21 protein-coding genes are annotated in these 18,421 nt (G+C 59.9%); 6 read left to right on the forward strand and 15 right to left on the reverse strand.

Annotated elements, in window-relative coordinates; genetic code table 11:
- Positions 1-14: 14 nt before the first annotated feature.
- The gene (locus GDN47_RS14030; RefSeq protein ID WP_113331962.1) at positions 15-917 is read left to right on the forward strand and encodes a metal ABC transporter solute-binding protein, Zn/Mn family; all 903 of its coding nucleotides are present in this window, start codon (positions 15-17) and stop codon (positions 915-917) included.
- A gap of 56 nt (positions 918-973) precedes the next feature.
- On the opposite strand, the gene GDN47_RS14035 is transcribed toward GDN47_RS14030, so the two are convergent.
- Positions 974-1,282, reverse strand: a complete 309-nt coding sequence (locus tag GDN47_RS14035; protein WP_113331963.1) for a Dabb family protein — start codon at positions 1,280-1,282, stop codon at positions 974-976.
- Between the two features lie 120 nt (positions 1,283-1,402).
- Positions 1,403-2,302 carry a LysR family transcriptional regulator ArgP gene (locus GDN47_RS14040; RefSeq protein ID WP_152093600.1) on the reverse strand — a complete coding sequence of 300 codons (900 nt, stop codon included), beginning with the start codon at positions 2,300-2,302 and terminating at the stop codon, positions 1,403-1,405.
- 100 nt (positions 2,303-2,402) lie between these two features.
- On the opposite strand from GDN47_RS14040, the gene GDN47_RS14045 reads away from it, so the two are divergent.
- Positions 2,403-3,011, forward strand: a complete 609-nt coding sequence (locus tag GDN47_RS14045; RefSeq protein WP_152093601.1) for a LysE/ArgO family amino acid transporter — start codon at positions 2,403-2,405, stop codon at positions 3,009-3,011.
- Between the two features lie 111 nt (positions 3,012-3,122).
- Entirely contained in the window at positions 3,123-4,013 is an 891-nt protein-coding gene (locus GDN47_RS14050; RefSeq protein ID WP_113353912.1) for a dihydrodipicolinate synthase family protein, read from the forward strand.
- 45 nt (positions 4,014-4,058) lie between these two features.
- On the opposite strand, the gene rnhA is transcribed toward GDN47_RS14050, so the two are convergent.
- The 5 genes from rnhA to GDN47_RS14075 all read right to left on the reverse strand — a co-directional run bounded on the left by rnhA (position 4,059) and on the right by GDN47_RS14075 (position 7,847).
- Positions 4,059-4,499 (reverse strand): ribonuclease HI, encoded by a 441-nt coding sequence (gene rnhA, locus GDN47_RS14055; RefSeq protein ID WP_113353911.1) that lies wholly within the window; start codon positions 4,497-4,499, stop codon positions 4,059-4,061.
- Positions 4,496-5,461, reverse strand: coding sequence for a homoserine kinase (locus GDN47_RS14060; protein WP_113353910.1), 966 nt, complete (start codon positions 5,459-5,461; stop codon positions 4,496-4,498). Before GDN47_RS14060 ends, rnhA begins: the two co-directional genes overlap by 4 nt.
- A 24-nt stretch (positions 5,462-5,485) precedes the next feature.
- A complete protein-coding gene (gene ispH, locus GDN47_RS14065; RefSeq protein WP_152093602.1) occupies positions 5,486-6,502 on the reverse strand; it encodes a 4-hydroxy-3-methylbut-2-enyl diphosphate reductase in 1,017 nt (338 codons plus the stop codon).
- 171 nt (positions 6,503-6,673) lie between these two features.
- Complete coding sequence (locus tag GDN47_RS14070) at positions 6,674-7,435, reverse strand: SURF1 family protein (RefSeq protein ID WP_173002496.1); 762 nt, start codon at positions 7,433-7,435, stop codon at positions 6,674-6,676.
- Complete coding sequence (locus tag GDN47_RS14075) at positions 7,428-7,847, reverse strand: DUF983 domain-containing protein (protein WP_069613871.1); 420 nt, start codon at positions 7,845-7,847, stop codon at positions 7,428-7,430. The genes GDN47_RS14070 and GDN47_RS14075 overlap by 8 nt, the downstream gene beginning before the upstream one ends.
- A 148-nt stretch (positions 7,848-7,995) precedes the next feature.
- On the opposite strand from GDN47_RS14075, the gene GDN47_RS14080 reads away from it, so the two are divergent.
- Positions 7,996-8,646 carry a chloramphenicol phosphotransferase CPT family protein gene (locus tag GDN47_RS14080; RefSeq protein WP_152093603.1) on the forward strand — a complete coding sequence of 217 codons (651 nt, stop codon included), beginning with the start codon at positions 7,996-7,998 and terminating at the stop codon, positions 8,644-8,646.
- 61 nt (positions 8,647-8,707) lie between these two features.
- Here GDN47_RS14080 and GDN47_RS14085 read toward each other — a convergent pair whose 3' ends face one another.
- The 6 genes from GDN47_RS14085 to coxB all read right to left on the reverse strand — a co-directional run bounded on the left by GDN47_RS14085 (position 8,708) and on the right by coxB (position 14,024).
- Positions 8,708-9,586 carry a cytochrome c oxidase subunit 3 gene (locus GDN47_RS14085; protein WP_113331971.1) on the reverse strand — a complete coding sequence of 293 codons (879 nt, stop codon included), beginning with the start codon at positions 9,584-9,586 and terminating at the stop codon, positions 8,708-8,710.
- Positions 9,587-9,649: 63 nt separating this feature from the next.
- Entirely contained in the window at positions 9,650-10,261 is a 612-nt protein-coding gene (locus GDN47_RS14090) for a cytochrome c oxidase assembly protein (protein WP_113331972.1), read from the reverse strand.
- A gap of 9 nt (positions 10,262-10,270) precedes the next feature.
- Positions 10,271-10,408, reverse strand: a complete 138-nt coding sequence (locus tag GDN47_RS14095) for a cytochrome c oxidase system small membrane protein (protein WP_085999192.1) — start codon at positions 10,406-10,408, stop codon at positions 10,271-10,273.
- The gene (locus tag GDN47_RS14100) at positions 10,408-11,367 is read right to left on the reverse strand and encodes a heme o synthase (protein ID WP_113353907.1); all 960 of its coding nucleotides are present in this window, start codon (positions 11,365-11,367) and stop codon (positions 10,408-10,410) included. Before GDN47_RS14100 ends, GDN47_RS14095 begins: the two co-directional genes overlap by 1 nt.
- A gap of 58 nt (positions 11,368-11,425) precedes the next feature.
- Entirely contained in the window at positions 11,426-13,120 is a 1,695-nt protein-coding gene (gene ctaD, locus GDN47_RS14105) for a cytochrome c oxidase subunit I (RefSeq protein ID WP_113353906.1), read from the reverse strand.
- Positions 13,121-13,133: 13 nt separating this feature from the next.
- Positions 13,134-14,024 carry a cytochrome c oxidase subunit II gene (coxB, locus tag GDN47_RS14110; protein WP_113331975.1) on the reverse strand — a complete coding sequence of 297 codons (891 nt, stop codon included), beginning with the start codon at positions 14,022-14,024 and terminating at the stop codon, positions 13,134-13,136.
- Positions 14,025-14,361: 337 nt separating this feature from the next.
- On the opposite strand from coxB, the gene GDN47_RS14115 reads away from it, so the two are divergent.
- Together GDN47_RS14115 and tldD are read left to right on the forward strand one after the other, a co-directional pair.
- Positions 14,362-14,985 carry an invasion associated locus B family protein gene (locus GDN47_RS14115; RefSeq protein WP_095436197.1) on the forward strand — a complete coding sequence of 208 codons (624 nt, stop codon included), beginning with the start codon at positions 14,362-14,364 and terminating at the stop codon, positions 14,983-14,985.
- A gap of 63 nt (positions 14,986-15,048) precedes the next feature.
- Entirely contained in the window at positions 15,049-16,464 is a 1,416-nt protein-coding gene (gene tldD / locus GDN47_RS14120) for a metalloprotease TldD (RefSeq protein ID WP_145320917.1), read from the forward strand.
- A gap of 13 nt (positions 16,465-16,477) precedes the next feature.
- Here tldD and GDN47_RS14125 read toward each other — a convergent pair whose 3' ends face one another.
- Together GDN47_RS14125 and GDN47_RS14130 are read right to left on the reverse strand one after the other, a co-directional pair.
- The gene (locus GDN47_RS14125; RefSeq protein ID WP_113331988.1) at positions 16,478-16,783 is read right to left on the reverse strand and encodes a nucleoside triphosphate pyrophosphohydrolase family protein; all 306 of its coding nucleotides are present in this window, start codon (positions 16,781-16,783) and stop codon (positions 16,478-16,480) included.
- A gap of 108 nt (positions 16,784-16,891) precedes the next feature.
- The gene (locus GDN47_RS14130) at positions 16,892-18,208 is read right to left on the reverse strand and encodes a D-alanyl-D-alanine carboxypeptidase family protein (RefSeq protein ID WP_152093604.1); all 1,317 of its coding nucleotides are present in this window, start codon (positions 18,206-18,208) and stop codon (positions 16,892-16,894) included.
- Positions 18,209-18,421: the final 213 nt, after the last annotated feature.

Below are 18,421 nucleotides of genomic sequence, written 5' to 3' on the forward strand. Positions count from 1 at the left end.
ACAAGGAGACCCACATGAACAAACAGAGACTGCTTCTCTCAGCCGCCGCGGCAGCCTTCGTCGCCTTCGGCGTCGCTGCACCAGCCTCCGCCGAGACACTCAATGTCGTTGCGTCCTTCACCGTGCTTGCTGATGTCGTCAAGCAGGTCGGCGGCAATCATGTGAAGGTGTCGAGCCTGGTCGGCCCGAATGGCGACCCCCATGAATTCGAGCCCTCGCCAGCCGATGCCAAGACGTTGAATGCCGCCAAGGTCGTCTTCGTCAGCGGCGAAGGCCTGGAAGGCTGGATGGACCGGCTGATTACCGCGTCCGGCTACAAGGGAACGCCCGTTGTCACCTCCGAAGGCGTCAACACCCGCACCATGGTCGACGATGGCAAGACCGTCACCGATCCGCATGTCTGGAATAGCCCGGTCAATGTGAAGGTCTGGGTCGCCAATATCGAAAAGGCTCTTTCCGCCGCCGATCCGGCTGACGCCGCCGACTTCGAGGCCAATGCCGAGCGCTATACGAAGGTGCTGACGGAGCTTGACGCCTATGCGCACGGCAAGTTCGACAAGATCCCGGACGATCGCCGCAAGGTGCTGACCAGCCACGACGCCTTTGGCTATTTCGGCCGCGAATACAAGGTCAACTTCCTCTCGCCGCTCGGCGTTTCGACGGAGACGGAGGCGTCGGCCGCCGACGTCGCCAAGCTGATCGAGCAGATCAAGACCGAGCATGTGAAGACCTATTTCTTCGAGAATTCGAACGATCCGCGCCTCGTCAAGCAGGTCGCCAAGGCAACCGGCGCCGAGCCGGGCGGCGAGCTCTATGTCGAATCGCTTTCAAAGGCCAACGGGCCGGCTTCGACTTACGAAAAAATGTTCCGTTATAACGTTGACCAGCTCGCCGCTGCGATGGCGAAATCGAGCTGATCGACCGGATCCGGTCGCAGGCTTACCCCGTCTGCGGCCGGATCCTGGCGGCTATTTCAAAGATTGAAATCAAAAACCATTAGGCCGGCCAGACCGCCGTCGGTGGAGGAAACGATGCGTTCGCCGACAGCCACATGTTCGGGATGGATGAGATAGGCATCACGCGCCTCCACACTCTCGAAGGTGACGGCAAATCCATCGGCGAAGCCGCCATGCAAGCCTTCGGGCGATACGTTTGGCCCATATTTCACATCGACAATGCCCGGAATGACCTTCTGCAAGGCGACGACAGAGTCGAAGAGCGCGGTCTTCTCATCCTGTGTCAGGGCGGATTTGAGTCTAAGAAAAACGCAATGCAGGATCATAAAACAATCTCCCTGGAAGTCGGGGGCAGCATAGAGGGAAAGGACAGCCGGGCAAGGCACCAATTCGCGAACATTGCGTTCCGGCAGCGAGGCGAATGGCAAGGTGTTTAGAAGCATTGCTCATGCTGACAGATGAGCTTTGGCTGCCGCTGTGATCTCGCGCGTCAGCTCGGCAAGCCGGTCGGCTGCGAGACGATTCACTTGCCAATATAATGGAATGTCCAGCGGCGTGTCGGGGATCAGTTCCACCAAGCGCCCAGCCTCCAGATGCTCCCGCACAAGCTGAATGGGATTCATGCCCCATCCCATGCCTGCAAGGCTGGCATCGACGAAACCCTGCGTCGACGGCAGCCAATGGCTCGGATAGGCAAAATCCTCTCCGAATGTCTGACGTATCCATCGGCCTTGAAGCCTGTCCTTCTGGTTGAAGGTCAGGGCCGGCGCATTCCGGATCGCTTGCGGGGTAACGCCCTGTGCAAAATGCCGGGCAACGAAATCCGGGCTTGCCGTCGCATGGTAGCGGAGGGCGCCGAGGGACATGCGCCGGCATCCCTGGATCGGCTTCTCCAAGCCGGTGACGGCGGCGATGACCCGGCCGCGCTGCAGCCATTCGGCGGTATGATCCTGATCGTCGATGGCAATATTCAGCAGATAGGGGGAGCGTCTGGCAAAACCCGATATGGCTTCCACGAACCACGTCCCGAGACTGTCGGCATTCGTGGCAATGTGAAGCGTAACCCTTTGCTTGGGCTCCTCGGGATCGATAAGTGCCGGCAAACGTCCGAAAAGCTCGTCTTCGAGCATGCCGACATTCTCCATATGGCGGCAGAGCCATTCGCCCTTCTCCGTTGCTGTGCAGGGATTGCCCCTGACGATCAGGACGATGCCCAGGCGTTCTTCCAGCTGCTTCACCCGCTGCGAGACGGCCGAAGGTGTGACATTGAGAAGGGCCGCCGCCTTTTCGAAGCTGCCTGTCTGGACGACCATAGAGACGGCACGGAGAGCAGAATAATCGAGCATTGATTAGTTTTTCTTAATCAGGGTTAGCAACATTAACTAGCCTAAATCTTCTTATGCCGATACCGGAAATGCTCATTGGTTTTGGAGCATTTCGGCTAGGATGAATTTTTCGATCTATATGACGGGCCTGATGATGGGGCTCAGCCTGATTGTCGCGATCGGCGCGCAAAATGCCTTCGTCCTGCGTCAAGGCCTTCGCAACGAGCATGTATTCGCAGTCTGCCTTGCATGCGCGCTCTCCGATGCCGCGCTCATCATCCTCGGGGTGACGAGCTTCCGCCAGATCTCGGCGCTGTTGCCCTGGCTCGATCCTGTCATGCGCTATGCCGGGGCAGCCTTCCTCATCTGGTACGGAGCCAGGAGCCTCTACTCCGCCTTTCGTTCCTCCGCGGTGCTGGCCGCCGGAGAAGCGAAATCATCGAGCTTCCGGCAGACGCTTGCCATGTGCCTGGCGCTCACCTGGCTCAACCCGCACGTCTATCTCGATACCGTCGCGCTGCTCGGCACGATCTCGACCCGATTTCCGGGAAACGAGGCTTCATTTGCGGCGGGGGCCATGACCGGCTCTTTCCTGTTCTTCTTTTCGCTTGGCTTTGGCGCGCGATGGCTAAGGCCGATCTTCGCGAAGCCCGCCTCCTGGCGCGTTCTGGAAACGCTCATCGCGCTTACCATGTGGATGATCGCCACAAAGTTGCTGAGCGGAGTATGATTTTACAACATATTCCATCGACAGCTACACGGTACTCAGCATAGGACGATTTCAGGTTCTGTTTTTCGACCGCTACCGCTGCTCATGGCCTGACAGAGAAGGAAAACAATTGTGACGCTCTTTACAGGACTTTCGGCCTTTCCAATTACTCCGACCGACGCTTCCGGACGCGTGGATGTTGCAGCTCTCACCCACCTGCTTGAACGCATTCAACGGGCGGGCGCGGATTCCATCGGGTTGCTCGGCAGTACGGGCGGTTACGCCTTTCTGTCACGCGACGAGCGCCGGCGGGCAGTACAGGCGGCGATGACAAGTGTCGGCGGCAAGATCCCGGTCATCGTCGGTGTCGGAGCGCTGCGGACCGACGAAGCGCAGGCATTGGCGCGTGATGCCAAGTCGGCCGGCGCGGATGGGCTACTGCTGGCCCCGGTATCCTATACTCCACTCACGGAGGAAGAGGTCTACCAGCACTTCGCAGCCGTCGCGGAGGCCGGCGAGCTGCCGCTCTGCATCTACAACAATCCCGGCACAACGAAATTCACATTCAGCGATCGACTGATTGTACGGCTGGCAAAGGTGGCGAACATCGTGGCGGTGAAGATGCCTCTGCCGCAAGATGGCGATTTCAAGGGAGAGATAGCGCGCCTGCGCCAGGAAACGTCAAAGGGTTTCGCCATCGGCTATAGCGGCGATTGGGGGGCCGCAGCCGGGCTACTGGCCGGCGCCGACGCCTGGTACAGCGTGATCGCCGGCCTCCTGCCCGCCGAGGCGCTGGCGCTCACACGGGCCGCCCAGGCCGGCAACGTCGCCGAAGCCGAACGGCTCGATCAAAAATTCCAGCCGCTATGGAGCCTGTTCAAGGAGTTCGGCAGCTTCCGTGTCATGTATGCGATTGCGGAAGCACTCGATCTTTGCCGGATCGATCCACCGCGCCCAATCCTGCCCCTCTCCGCAACCGAAAAGCCAAGAGTGAGAAGCGCGCTCGATCATATCTTAGCGTGATCGAGTTCTATGTGACGCGGCTAGTCCGAGTTTATTGCCGACGAGCTACTTCCGCTTAAACGGCTCCATGCCCTTGCGGGCCAGCTCGTCGGCCCGCTCGTTCTCCGGGTGTCCTGCATGCCCCTTTACCCAGTGCAGCATCACCTTGTGTCTGTTATAGGCCTCGTCCAGCGCCTGCCAGAGCTCGGCATTCTTCACCGGCTTCTTGTCTGCGGTCTTCCAGCCGTTCTTCTTCCAGCCGAAGATCCACTTGGTGATGCCGTCCTTGACGTAGACGCTGTCAGTATAGAGATCGACCTCGCATGGGCTCTTCAGGGCGCCGAGTGCCGAGATCGCGGCCATCAGCTCCATGCGGTTGTTGGTCGTCTCTGCCTCGCCGCCGGAGAGTTCCTTTTCCACCTCGCCGTAACGAAGCACGGCGCCCCAGCCGCCGGGGCCGGGATTGCCGGAGCAGGCGCCGTCGGTAAAAATATCGACGTGCTTCATGCCTTCAGCCCATATTCGGCGGCCGCGGCAATCTGGCGGTGGAAGCGCAGCTTGCGCAGATATTCGATCGGATCTTTCTTGGTGACGAGAGCGCCGGCGGGGGTCGTCAGCCAGTCGTAGAGACGTGTCAGGAAGAAGCGCAACGCCGAGCCGCGGGCCAGCGTCGGCAGGGCGGCGATTTCAGCCTCGCTCAACGGCCGCACGCTCTGATATCCCTCAAGCAGCGCCATTCCCTTGGTGATGTTGTAGGCGTGATCTTTCTCGAAGCACCAGGCATTCAGGCAGATCGCGACATCGTAGGCGAGCTGATCGTTGCAGGCGAAATAGAAATCGATCAAGCCGGACAGGGTGTCGCCGAGGAAGAAGACATTGTCCGGGAAAAGATCGGCGTGGATGACGCCTTCGGACAGACCCTTCGGCCAATGCTTTCCAAGGAAATCGAGTTCGCCGCGGATCTCACCCTGCAGGCCGGCCTCGACTTCGTCGGCGCGGGCCTCTGATTTTTCCCAGAGCGCTTGCCAGCCCTCAAGCGACAGCGCGTTCGGGCGGCGGATCTCGAAACCCTCACCGGCAATATGCATAGCGGCCAGCGCTTTGCCGACTTCGCGGCAGTGATGTGCCTCGGGCTTGCGCAGCCACATGCCCTCGAGGAAGGAGATCAGGGCGGCAGGACGCCCGGAGAGATGACCGAGCAAGGCACCGTCACGGCGCGGCAGGGGTAGCGGGCAGGACAGGCCGCGGCTCGCCAGATGCTGCATCAGCCCCAGGAAGAACGGCAGATCGCCCTTGTCGACGCGCTTCTCATAAAGCGTCAGGATCAGCGGATCGCGGCTCGTATGCAGCAGGAAGTTCGAATTCTCGACGCCTTCGGCAATGCCCTTGTAGGAGAGCAATTCACCGACATCATATTCGGTCAGGAACCACTTCAAATCGTCTTCGGTAATATCGGTATAAACGGCCACGAAACAGTCCCGAACTTGAGCGCCTTAGGTCGGCTCTTCGCCGTTGACGAAAGCCATGTCTGCTGTCGTCAGCTCTATACTGCGAAGCTCGCGATTGACGAGGAAATTCTCGGTTTCCTTCACAGTTTCAGCGAGTTCCACCACAGCATTATAGCGGGCGCGGAAAGCTTCGATAATCTCGTTGACGATGACTTCTGGCGCAGATGCACCAGCCGAGAGGCCAACGGTCTTGATATCGCCGATATCGTCCCAATCGATCTCGGCGGCGCGCTGGACGAGAACGGATTTCTTCGCCCCTGCCCTCAGCGCCACTTCGACGAGGCGCTTGGAATTCGACGAATTCGGCGCACCGACGACGATGAAGAGATCGCAGCCCGGCGCCGCCTCCTTTACCACTTCCTGGCGGTTGGTTGTGGCATAGCAGATCGAGTCGGCAGCCGGTGCTGTCAGATTGGGGAAACGCTCCTGCAGCCGCGCGATGACGCCGGCGGTATCGTCAACAGAGAGCGTCGTCTGCGTGACGAAGCCGAGATTGTCGGGATCATCAGGCTGGTAGACGTCGGCATCCTCCACCGTCTCGATCAGCGACACGGCACCTTCCGGCAGCTGGCCCATAGTACCGATCACTTCCGGGTGGCCGGCATGGCCGATCAGGACGACGTGGCGGCCAAGGCGATTGTGGCGCATGGCCTGCTTGTGCACCTTGGAGACAAGCGGACAGGTGGCATCGAGATAGAAGAGATTGCGCGCATCGGCATCGGCCGGCACAGATTTCGGCACGCCATGCGCCGAGAAGACGACGGGCTGGGCGCGATGCTCGGCCGGGATTTCATCCAGCTCCTCGACGAAGATGGCGCCCTTGGCTTCCAGCCCCTCGACGACATAGCGGTTGTGAACGATCTCGTGGCGGACATAAACCGGCGCGCCATAGGCCTTCAGCGCCAGAACGACGATCTGGATGGCGCGGTCGACGCCGGCGCAAAAGCCGCGCGGCCCGCAAAGCCGGATGGTCAGGTCAGGTTTGGAAACAGCTATGTTCATATCTCTTCCGAAATGCGACAGAGGCTCGAGCCATAGATAGGGCTGCCCTGCCGCCTGCTCCATTCAGTCCGCATGATCCCAAAAACCGCTGCGCACTTTTTGGGATCATGCTCTAGCGGAATATTCCATCGAAATGAAGCTATTCTATTGCATGTCTCTATTGTGGGGCCTCTATTGTGAGGGCGCGTCCGGATGGCGTTTGCGCCACCAGGATATGGCGACGATCGCTGCCAGCGCCACCGCCAAGCCATACCAGGTCACCGCATATTGCAGGTGATTGTTCGGCAGATCGATGATGGTGACGCCGCCGATCGGCGCCCCTCCTGGATTGGGTGTCTTGTCGGCGTCGATGAAGAAGGGCAGCACCTTGTCCTTCGGCAGGCCGACGCTGGCAGCCATGGCATCCAGATCCTTCCAGAAGAAGATGTTCTTGCCGAGATCATTGTCCGGCATGCCGTCTGGCCGCTCGGCAAGTTTGGCGCGGGCAAGACCGGTGACAGTCTGTTCGCCCGTCAATTCACCCTGTTTGCGCTTTTCGGGGTCCTTCGCCTCTGTAGGAACGAAGCCTCGATTGACGAAGATAAAGCGACCGTCGCCCAGCTGCAGCGGCGTATAGATGTGGTAGCCGGGATCGCCGTCATAGGTGGCGAGGAAATGCCGCTCCTTGTCGTTGAGGTAATGGCCGGTGGCGGTTACGACGCGATATTCGATATCGCCGCCGGATGCCGCCATCGTCTCGATCGCCGACAAGGGCATAGCCGGTGCGTCCTTGCGGGCCGCGATGTCAGCCAGCAGGCCCTCTTTCCATTGTAGCCGCTCGACCTGCCATGTTCCAAGCCCGATGAGGATGACGAGCGCCGCGAGAAGAAGCAGTGCCTTGGCGATCTGCCACAAGGGATTGGCGCGACGCACGGGCACTGCGGACTCAGTCACGATGGACGCGCCCTTCGGCGGCGTTGTTGCGATATTGCAGGGCGATCAGGATGCCCTTGCACCAGCGTAAAGATAGAAGCGAAAGGATGATCGTAAGCGGCGCGAACAACACGATATAGACCCAGATCGGCGGCGCATAGTTGATCTGCATCCACAGGACCGAGCCGATAATGATAAAGCCGACGATCAGGATGACGAAGACCGCCGGGCCATCGCCCGCATCCGCGAAGGCGTAATCGAGATCGCAGGCCGCACAGCGCGGTTTCAGCGACAATAATCCATCGAAGAGCTTGCCTTGGCCGCAACGCGGGCAACATCCCTGTATGCCGACCTTAAAGGGATCGACGGGCGCAAAGAGGGCGCTGTCGCTGTGGGATGCCTCGTTTGGCGTCTTGTCTTGCTCTGAGCTCAAAGTTCTGTCTCGATCAGCCTAAAATAGCGGGCGATCACATGAACCTCGCCCCTATCATTATAACTAACTGCGAAGCATGCATCCGTCCAATCGAAAAGCTCTCAGCTCCTCCTCATCAGCCTCAAAACAAGCAAAGGGGATCGAATTCATGCCATTCAGCGAAAGCCGGCCGGCTGGCCAGATCGTCATTCTCAACGGTGCGCCGCGATCCGGAAAAAGCAGCATCGTCGAGGCGATACAGGCCGATTTTGAAGGCGTGTGGGTGAATCTCGGCGTCGACGCCTATGTGCGGCATATCACGCCTCCACGCTACCGTCCGGGCATCGGCTTGCGTCCCGGCGGCGAGCGGCCTGATCTCGAGCCGCTGGTTGCGCGCCTTTATGCCGCACTCTATGCCTCCATCGCCGCACATAGCCGCATGGGATTGAATGTCGTCGCCGAGTTCGGTCATCATGAAAGCTATTCGCAGCCGCTCGGCATTCTTGCTGATTGCGCCCGGCTGCTGACGGGGCTGCCCGTTCTGTTCGTCGGCGTGCGCTGCCCACTCGATGTCGTGATGGGGCGGCGGCTGGCCGAAGGGCCGGAAAGACAGGGCACTTACGTGAAGGTCGAGGCTGGCATGACTGTCCCTGCGCCAGTCATTGCCTGGCAGGAACAGGTACATCGGCCCGGAATCTATGATCTGGAGGTCGATACGTCGGTGAAAAGCCCCAAGGCATGCGCCGAGCAAATCAGACAATTGCTCGCTGAAGATCTGCCTCATCCGACGGCATTCGAGAGGATTGCCTCAAGGGATTGAGGCCAAAAAATAAAAGGCGGTCGTCCAGCGCCCGCCTTTTGTTTTCAGAGATCGATACCGATCAGCCCGCCGCGACCGGCGCGCCCCAGCTGCCCCAAACATAAATGCAGAAGAACAGGAAGAGCCAGACCACGTCGACGAAGTGCCAGTACCAGGCGGCCGCTTCGAAGCCGAAATGCTGCTTCGGCGTGAAATCGCCGCGGATGGCGCGGACCAGGCAGACGATCAGGAAGATCGTGCCGACCAACACGTGGAAACCGTGGAAGCCGGTCGCCATGAAGAAGGTCGCGCCGTAGATCGAGTTTCTGAACTCGAACGGCGCATGGGCATATTCATAGGCCTGGACGCAGGAGAACAACGCGCCGAGCAGGACGGTGAGCGTCAGGCCCTGGATCAGGCCCTTGCGATCACCATGCAGCAACGCGTGGTGAGCCCAGGTGACGGTCGTGCCCGACAGCAGCAGGATAATGGTGTTGTAGATCGGCAGGTGCCAGGGGTCGAGAACCTCAACGCCTTTCGGCGGGAACTGGCCGCCAAGGAAGGCCGTGCGCGACGCCTGGATCGCCTCGTTCGGGAACAGGCTGACATCGAAATAGGCCCAGAACCAGGCGACGAAGAACATCACTTCGGAAGCGATGAACATGATCATGCCGTAGCGCAGATGCAGCGACACGACGCGGGTATGCGCGCCCTCATGCGCCTCCTTGATCGTGTCGGCCCACCAGCCGTACATGACGTAGAGGATCACGGCGAGGCCGATGAAGAACAGCCAGGGCTGCGCGAAATTGATCCCGAACAGATGCACCGCGCCGCCATTCAGGTAGCGCATGAAGCAGACGCCGCCGAAGGTGATCACGAAGGCCCCAAGGGCCGCAATGATCGGCCACGGGCTGGGATCGATAATGTGATAATCGTGTTTTCTCTGATGCGCCTCGGCCATATCAGCAATCCCCGAATAACTTTTTCCCATATTGCTTCCGGTCAAACCGAGAAGCACTCTCCATCAAAGTTTCTTTTCCACCGGCTTCGTACTGCCGTCATTGGAAGCCACGGGCTTTACGCCTTCCCGTGGGTAATAGGTATAGGACAGTGTCAGCGCATTGATCGTCTTGGTTTCCACAGCCTTGGTGATCTCAGGATCGACATAGAAAACCACCGACATCTCGCGCTTTTCGCCGGGCGCGAGATCCGTCTCGTTGAAGCAGAAACACTGGACCTTGTTGAAATAGACCCCGGCTTCCAGCGGCGTGACATTGAAGATCGCCTGGCCGCGCTCCATCTTGTCCGACTTGTTTTCGATCTGGAACTTGACCTCGACCGTCTCGCCGATCTTCGGGTTCACCGACTTCTGCAGCGGCTTGAAATCCCACGGCAGGCCCGGCGCGACATTGGCGTCGAACGAAACCTGGATCTGCTTGTCGAGGATGACGTTCGAGACCTGCTCGACGCGCTGCGTCGTGCCGTTATAGCCCGTCACCTGGCAGAACATGCGATAGAGCGGCACGGCAGCGGCGCACATGGCGCTCATGCCGACGACGAAGCTCAGGCACATGGCAACGATCATGCCGTTGTTACGGCCGCCGCTTCTCGTGCTCTTTGTGACCTCCCCCTCCATGACGCCTCCTCAAACGTGTCCGGAACCGACCTTGATGATGGTGATTGCGTAAAACAGCACCACCAGACCGGCAAGCACCAGCCCGAGCGCGATATTGCGCCCTCGCCGCGATTTCTTCTGCGCCTCGGTCAGCTTGACGAGTTCGATCATAGCCAGCCTCCACCGCTGCCTGACATCAGAACGGTAACGAGCCGGTCGATCAGCAGCGCGGAAAAGATCGCGAAAAGATAGAAAATGGAGAAGCCGAAGAGCTTCTTTGCCGGCACCATCTTCACGTCGCCATCGGCCATGCGCCAGACGGCGATGGAACAGTGCACGAAGATCACGCCGAGGATCGCGGCAACAATACCATAGCCAAGGCTCGCAAAGCCCATGAAGGCCGGCACGACGCCGACGATCGCGGTCAACACCGCATAGACGACGATCTGATTCTTCGTTGTCTGGATACCCGAGACATTCGGCAGCATCGGCACGTCGACGGCCTCGTAATCACCCATCTTGAAGAGCGCCAGTGCCCAGAAATGGGCCGGCGTCCAAAGGAAAATGATGAGGAAGAGCACGATGCTCTCGACCGGCACGCTGCCGGTCACGCAGGCCCAGCCGATCACGGGCGGGAAAGCGCCGGCTGCACCGCCGATGACGATGTTTTGCGGCGTCGAGCGCTTCAGCCACATCGTGTAGACGACGGCATAGAAGAAAATGGTGAAGGCAAGAATGCCGGCGGAAAGCCAATTGATTGCAAGACCGAGGATCGTCACCGAGAAGCCTGACAGCACCAGGCCGAAGGCCAGGGCTTCCGACGGATTGATACGGCCTGAAGGTATCGGCCGGCTCTTGGTGCGGGTCATGACGGCGTCGATATCGGCGTCGTACCACATGTTCAAGGCACCAGATGCACCGGCACCGACCGCAATGCAGAGGATAGCAATGAAGCCGAGAACGGGGTTGATATGACCGGGGGCCAGCACCAGGCCGGTGAAGGCAGTAAAGACGACCAGCGACATCACGCGCGGCTTCAGAAGCTCGAAATAATCGCGCGCACCCGCTTCCGACAGGCCGGTTTCGCCTTGCTTTGCGAGCGCTTCGTGATTGTCGATGACCGTCATTCTCTCTTCCAATTATCCGTTGAGCCGGACGCCGCTGATCACGGCGTCCGGAAATGAGCTACTTGATGCGCGGCAGCTCTTCCCACTGATGGTGCGGCGGCGGCGACGACAGCTGCCATTCCAGCGTGGTCGCACCATCGCCCCAGGGATTATCGCCTGCGACGCGCTTCTTTACGAAGGCATCTATAACGCCCCAGAAGAAGAAGCAAAGGCCTACGGCTGCGACATAGGAGCCGATGGAGGATACGAAGTTCCAGCCGGCATAGGCATCCGGATAGTCGATATAGCGGCGCGGCATGCCCGCACGGCCCAGGAAGTGCTGCGGGAAGAACACCATGTTGACACCGATGAAGGTGATCCAGAAGTGCCAGTTGCCGATCCGCTCATTGTACATGTAGCCCGTCATCTTCGGGAACCAGTAGTACCAGGCGGCGAAGATGGCAAAGACGGCGCCGAGCGACAGAACGTAGTGGAAGTGAGCCACCACGTAATAGGTCGCATGCAGTTCGCGGTCGAGGCCGGCATTGGCGAGCTGGACGCCAGTGACGCCGCCGAGCGTGAACAGGAAGATGAAGCCGAGCGCCCAGATCATCGGCGTGCGGAACTGGATCGAACCGCCCCACATGGTCGCGATCCACGAGAAGACCTTCACGCCTGTCGGAACCGCGATGACCATCGTCGCGAAGACGAAGTAGCGCTGGGTGTCGAGCGAGAGGCCGGTCACGTACATGTGGTGGGCCCAGACGACGAAGCCGACGGCGCCGATCGCGACCATGGCGTAGGCCATGCCGAGATAGCCGAAGATCGGCTTGCGCGAGAAGGTCGAGATGATGTGGCTGATCATGCCGAAACCGGGCAGGATCAGGATGTAGACTTCCGGATGGCCAAAGAACCAGAAGAGGTGCTGATAGAGCAGCGGGTCGCCGCCGCCTTCCGGCGCGAAGAAGGTCGTGCCGAAGTTGCGGTCCGTCAGAACCATGGTGATGGCGCCAGCCAAAACCGGGAGCGACAGCAGCAGCAGGAAGGCGGTGATCAGAACCGACCAGGCAAACAGCGGCATCTTGTGCAGCGTCATGCCGGGAGCGCGCATGTTCAGGATCGTGGTGATGAAGTTGATCGCACCGAGGATCGATGAGGCACCGGCAATGTGCAGCGCGAAGATGACCAGATCGATCGCCGGGCCGGGATGGCCGACGGTGCCGGACAAGGGCACATACATCGTCCAGCCGCCGCCTGCGCCGTAGGCGCCTGCCGGGCCTTCGACGAACATCGAGAGAATGAGCAGCAGGAAGGCCGGAACGAGCAGCCAGAACGAAATGTTGTTCAGGCGCGGGAACGCCATATCGGGCGCGCCGATCATGATCGGCACCATCCAGTTGGCAAAGCCGCCGATCATCGCCGGCATGACCATGAAGAAGATCATGATCAGCGCGTGGGCGGTGACGAAGACGTTGTACATCTGCTTGCCGCCATCAATGGCGGCATCGCCCGAAAAGCCGTAGACCATCGACGCCAGACCGCTGAAGATCTGGATGCCGGGCTCCTGCAATTCCATACGAATGGCAACGGAGAGGAGGAAGCCGATCACGCCCGCGAAGATCGCGAAGATCAGATAGAGCGTGCCGATGTCCTTGTGATTCGTCGAAAACAGCCAACGTTCGGCGAAGGTCTGCTTGTGTGCGTGATGATCGTCATGCGCGTGAGCGTCGTGAAGCTCATTCGAGTGATCGTCGTGTGCCTTGGATCCAGCCATTGTTCCTACCCTCTTACTTCGCCGTGTTTTCCGCGACCTTGACGGTCGTCGGCTGATCGACGGCGGCCATCAGAGCCTTGTTCGCCTTGCCGACGTCGGTTGCAGCAGCGGCAAGCCACTGCTTGTACTGATCATCGGAGACGACGCGGATGGCGATCGGCATGAAAGAGTGATCCTTGCCGCAGAGCTCGGAACACTGTCCATAATACAGGCCTTCGCGGTCGGCATTGAACCAGGTTTCGTTCAGACGGCCCGGAATGGCATCGATCCTGATGCCGAAGGCGGGCATGGCGAAGGAATGGATGACGTCGGCCGGCGCGGCGGTGATAAGAAGGCGAACGTTCTTGCCGACAGGCACGACCATTTCATTGTCGACAGCAAGCAGCCGCGGATATTTCGACTTGTCGTCCTTGCCGGCGGCGGTGCGATCCTGCTCCTTCAGCATGAAGGAATCGAAGGCAACAGGCGTCGCGCCGCTGCCCTCATATTCATAATTCCACTGCCATTGCGTCGCTGTCGCCTTGACGGTGACATCCGTCTTCTCCGGGAAGGTCAGCTGATCGGTCAGTAGATTGAAGGAGGGAATGGCCAGGAAGAGAAGAATGAGGACCGGTCCGATGGTCCAGATGACTTCGATCAGCGTGTTGTGACTCGTCTTCGACGGAACCGGGTTCTTGGAGGCCCGGAACTTGACCATGACCACCACCAGGAGGGCCAGAACAAGCAGCGTGATCGGAATGATAAACCAAAGCGTGTATGCCTCAAACCAGCGGATTTGATGCATGTTGCCGGTTGCCGCCTGCTGCATACCGGTTTCCCAAGGTCTCGGCTGATCGGCGTAGCTACCTGTCGCAAAAAGCAGACAGATCATAGCTGCCAGAGCCGCGTAAGCTCTCTTAATCACGATGTCTCTCCCTCCAGCGTTTGATCCCAGATCTTCCTCAAACGCAGTATCCCTACAATCCATTGCGCTTCAAACCACAGTTTGGGGTACTCCGCAACAACTCAAGACATTTGTTAGTGCGGCATTTTTGCGCGAATATCCCCCCATGCTTGTCCCGGACATGGCAAGCATTTCATCATCATACGAAAAATTGCATCGCGGTCCATGGCGCCGCCGGGACAAAATGGAGTAGACGTCGTATTTCCGCCGTAGTCGGTTGGAATCCAGCAGCCGGGGCTTTTCATTTGCCGGCCTGGGCTTCAACAATAGCGGCACTGATTCGAATCTAGAGGTTTCCATGGGTTTTCGTTCCCTCGCCCGGCTTTTGCTTGTTACCGGCAGCGTCGCTGCCGCAGTTGCCGCACCCGCATGGGCGCAACAGGCACAGCAGACTCAGCCGCCGGCGCAGCAGACCCAGCAGTTGCAGCCGGACCAGCCGGGCCAACAGCAGCCGCATACGCAGCAGGTGCCAACGAGCCAGGTTCCGCAACCGCCGGGTACGGTTCGCTCCAGCCATGGCGCATGGTCCGTCGTCTGCGACAAGCCGGCAGGCGCGGCAACCGAGCAATGCGCGCTGATGCAGAACGTGATTGCGGAGGATCGTCCCGAAATCGGTTTGTCCGTCGTCGTGCTGAAGACGGCTGACCGCAAATCCAAGATCCTGCGCGTGCTGGCGCCGCTCGGCGTGCTGCTGCCCAACGGTCTCGGCCTCAATATCGATGGTAAGGATATCGGCCGCGCCTATTTCGTGCGCTGCTTCTCCGACGGCTGCTACGCCGAAGTCGTGCTGGAGGATCAATTGCTGAAGACGCTGCGCAGCGGCGCCACGGCAACTTTCATCGTCTTCCAGTCACCGGAAGAAGGGATCGGCATCCCTGTGGACTTGAAGGGCTTCGCGGACGGCTACGACGCCCTTCCCTGACCGGATGGGCTTGCTCTTGCGCGGTGCGAAGCCTACATCGGCTCTGAACGGAGCACCTGACCCATGAATACCGATCTCCTTACCCTTTTCGATGCCGATGAAGCCAAGCTGCGCGGCATCGTGGCCGAGGCGCTGTCCGGCGCCGACGACGGCGAACTCTTCGTCGAGCATGTCCAGGCGGAATCGCTGACCTTCGACAATGGCCGTATGAAGGGCGGCAGCTTCAACACCGAGCAGGGCTTCGGCCTTCGCGCCGTTGCCGGCGAAGCGGTGGGCTATGCCCATGCGGGCGACCTGTCCGAAGCCGCCCTGAAGCGCGCCGCCGATGCGGTACGTGCGGTGACATCGGGCTATGCCGGCTCCTATGCAGCCGCGCCACAGCGTACCAACAAGGTGCTCTATGGCGACGAGAACCCGATCGGCACGCCGAGCTTCGAGGAAAAGGCAAAGCTCCTGCAGCGGATCGACAGCTATCTGCGCGACAAGAACGACAAGGTGCGCCAGGTGACGGCATCCATCGCCGCAAGCTGGCAGGTGGTCGACATTTTGCGCGCCGATGGTCATCGCGTCCGCGATGTCAGGCCGATGACGCGCGTCAATATCTCTGTCATCGTGGGTGACGGCGACCGGCAGGAATCCGGCTCCTTCGGCACGGGCGGCCGCATCGGCTTCGGCGATTTCGTCACAGAAGACAATTGGCATTACGGCGCCGACGAGGCGCTTCGCCAGGCGCTCGTCAATCTCGAGGCAATCGAGGCACCCGCCGGCACGATGGATGTCGTGCTCGGCTCCGGCTGGCCGGGCGTCATGCTGCACGAAGCCGTCGGACACGGGCTGGAAGGCGATTTCAACCGCAAGAAGACATCGGCTTTCGCGGGGCTGCTCGGCCAGATGGTCGCCGCTCCCGGCGTTACCGTCGTCGATGACGGCACGATCGAGAACCGCCGTGGTTCGATCACCGTCGACGACGAAGGCACGCCTTCGGCCTACAACGTGCTAATCGAAAACGGCAAACTGGTCGGCTATATGCAGGACCGACAGAATGCCCGGCTGATGGGCATGAAGGCGACCGGCAACGGCCGCCGCCAGGGCTATGCCCATACGCCGATGCCGCGCATGACCAACACCTATATGCTTGGCGGCGACAAGACGCCGGACGAAATCATCGCTTCGGTGAAGAAGGGCATCTACGCCGTTTCCTTCGGCGGTGGTCAGGTGGATATCACCTCAGGCAAATTCGTCTTCGGCTGCACCGAAGCCTACCTCATCGAGGATGGCAAGGTCGGCGCTCCTATCAAGGGAGCCATGCTGATCGGCAACGGGCCGGATGCGATGAAGCGCGTTTCGATGATCGGCAACGACATGAAACTCGATACCGGCATCGGCAATTGCGGCAAAGCCGGCCAATGGGTTCCCGTCGGCGTCGGTCAGCCGCATCTGCGCATGGACCAGATCACGGTGGGCGGCACCAAGGCTTAACCGCCCCGGCCTGCTACGCCTGAGGGCGAAAGAGCCACTTGCGCTCGACGGCAGCCGGCAGATCGAGGCCGTTGCGATGCGCGAATAGAAGAATATGGCCGAGCACATCGGCCGTTTCATCGGCAAGCGCCGTCGCAAGATCCGCGTCGCTCATGCCCTTGCGCCGCCCGCGGCCGGTGACCTTGTTCCAGATCTGGACCAACTCGCCCATTTCTTCCTGGAGTTTCAACACGAACCAGTCGTCGTCGCGCTCCATGCCGTTGTCGGCGGCGTAGCGTGCCGAAGCCGTTTCGAATTGCTCCATCAGATCTTTCAGCATCGAAATCGTTCCCTTTATGTTCCATTCATCAATGAACGATTCCCGCAAAAAAGTCGAGCCGGCGGAGATTTGCTCCGCCGGCTCGCTTCTATCCAATCAAGATTATGTTCAGCCCTTGCTCGGCAGGAGCATGCAATCGAAGTCCTTGCGCTTCAAAGCGGAGCAAGCCGAACTCGCATCGTCGCGGCTTGCAAAGCCGGTGAAGCGGGCGCGATAGACCGTGCTGGCGCCCTTGCCGACGGCTTCGGTATAGGGCGAGGCATTGGCGAGCGCATTGCCGGCCTTGGACTTCGCTTCCGAGAGCAAATCCTTGGCAGCCTGAGCGGTTGGCGTCGCCGCGATCTGCACCTGCCAGCTTCCGGATACCATCGGCTTGCTGGCGGCTGCCGCCTGCTTGTTGTCGACGAGGATCTCGTCCATCGCAGCCGGGCGATCCATCGGCACGGTGACGTTCGAGGCGGCGGCGAATGCCATTGGGACAACCTCGGTACGCTTGCGCGCCGGCGCAGGTGTCGTCGTGGCAGTGGTTTGGGCATCGACATCGACGGCAACATCGTCCGATGCAGACGCCACTTCAACCTGCTTCTCCATCTTGCCGCCGACGCTCGCCATGAGACGCGATGTCGCGACGGAGGCTGCCTTGGGCACATAGCGGTCCAGCAGCGACGCCATCATCGCATCGCGGCCGCGCGCCGTGGCGCCGCCCATGACGACGCCGATCACGCGACGATTGCCCTGACGCACGGCGCTGACGAGGTTGAAGCCGGAGGCATTCGTATAGCCGGTCTTGATACCGTCCATGCCTTCATAGCGATACATCAGGTTGTTATGGCCGCGCACGTAATGGCCCCGATAGTTGAAGCTCGTCTGCGAGAAGAGCCGGTATTCCTGGGGATAGTTATTGATGAGCGCGACGGCGAGCGTCGACATATCTCGCGCCGTCGTCCACTGCTGCATATTCGGCAGGCCCGAGGCATTCAGGAAGGTGGTGCGGCGCATGCCGAGTTCGCGTGCCTTCTGCGTCATCATCCGCGCAAAACCGCTCTCGCTGCCGCCGAGCGCTTCCGCCATGGCGGTTGCGGCATCGTTGGCGGACTTGATGATCATGCCATCGACGGCTTCGCGGACAGTCACCGTACCACCGGGCTTGAGGCCCAGCTTGGTTGGCGGCTTGGCGGCAGCGAAGCGCGAAACCGGGATCCGGGTGTTCCAGCTCAGCTTGCCGCGATGGATCGCCTCGAAGGTCATGTAAAGGGTCATCATCTTGGTCAGCGATGCCGGATGGTTGAGGTCATCCGGATTGCTCGATGCCAGCACTTTGCCGGTCTTCGCATCCATGATGAAATAGGCGCTGCCGGCGAAGCTCGCTACAGGAGCGCTCAACAGCAAGACGGCCGCAGACAAAGCCATCAGAAGTCGTTTCATAATTGTCCCCAACCGAAAGAATGCCAACACACCGCATCAATCCCTGTATGATTTTGCGACAAAAAGCCTGATACCGGTGCGATATTGAGGCAACAGCCTCGATAGTTCTTCAATTTTGCCTTTCCTGGTAAAATAAGCATTAACGCATTGGAAATTATGACGAAGATTCAGTAAGGTTTAACGGGGATGCGCTACAGCGTTGACATTGGTCAA

The sequence above is a fragment of the Martinezella dioscoreae genome (assembly GCF_009176305.1).
Taxonomy (GTDB): domain Bacteria; phylum Pseudomonadota; class Alphaproteobacteria; order Rhizobiales; family Rhizobiaceae; genus Rhizobium; species Rhizobium dioscoreae.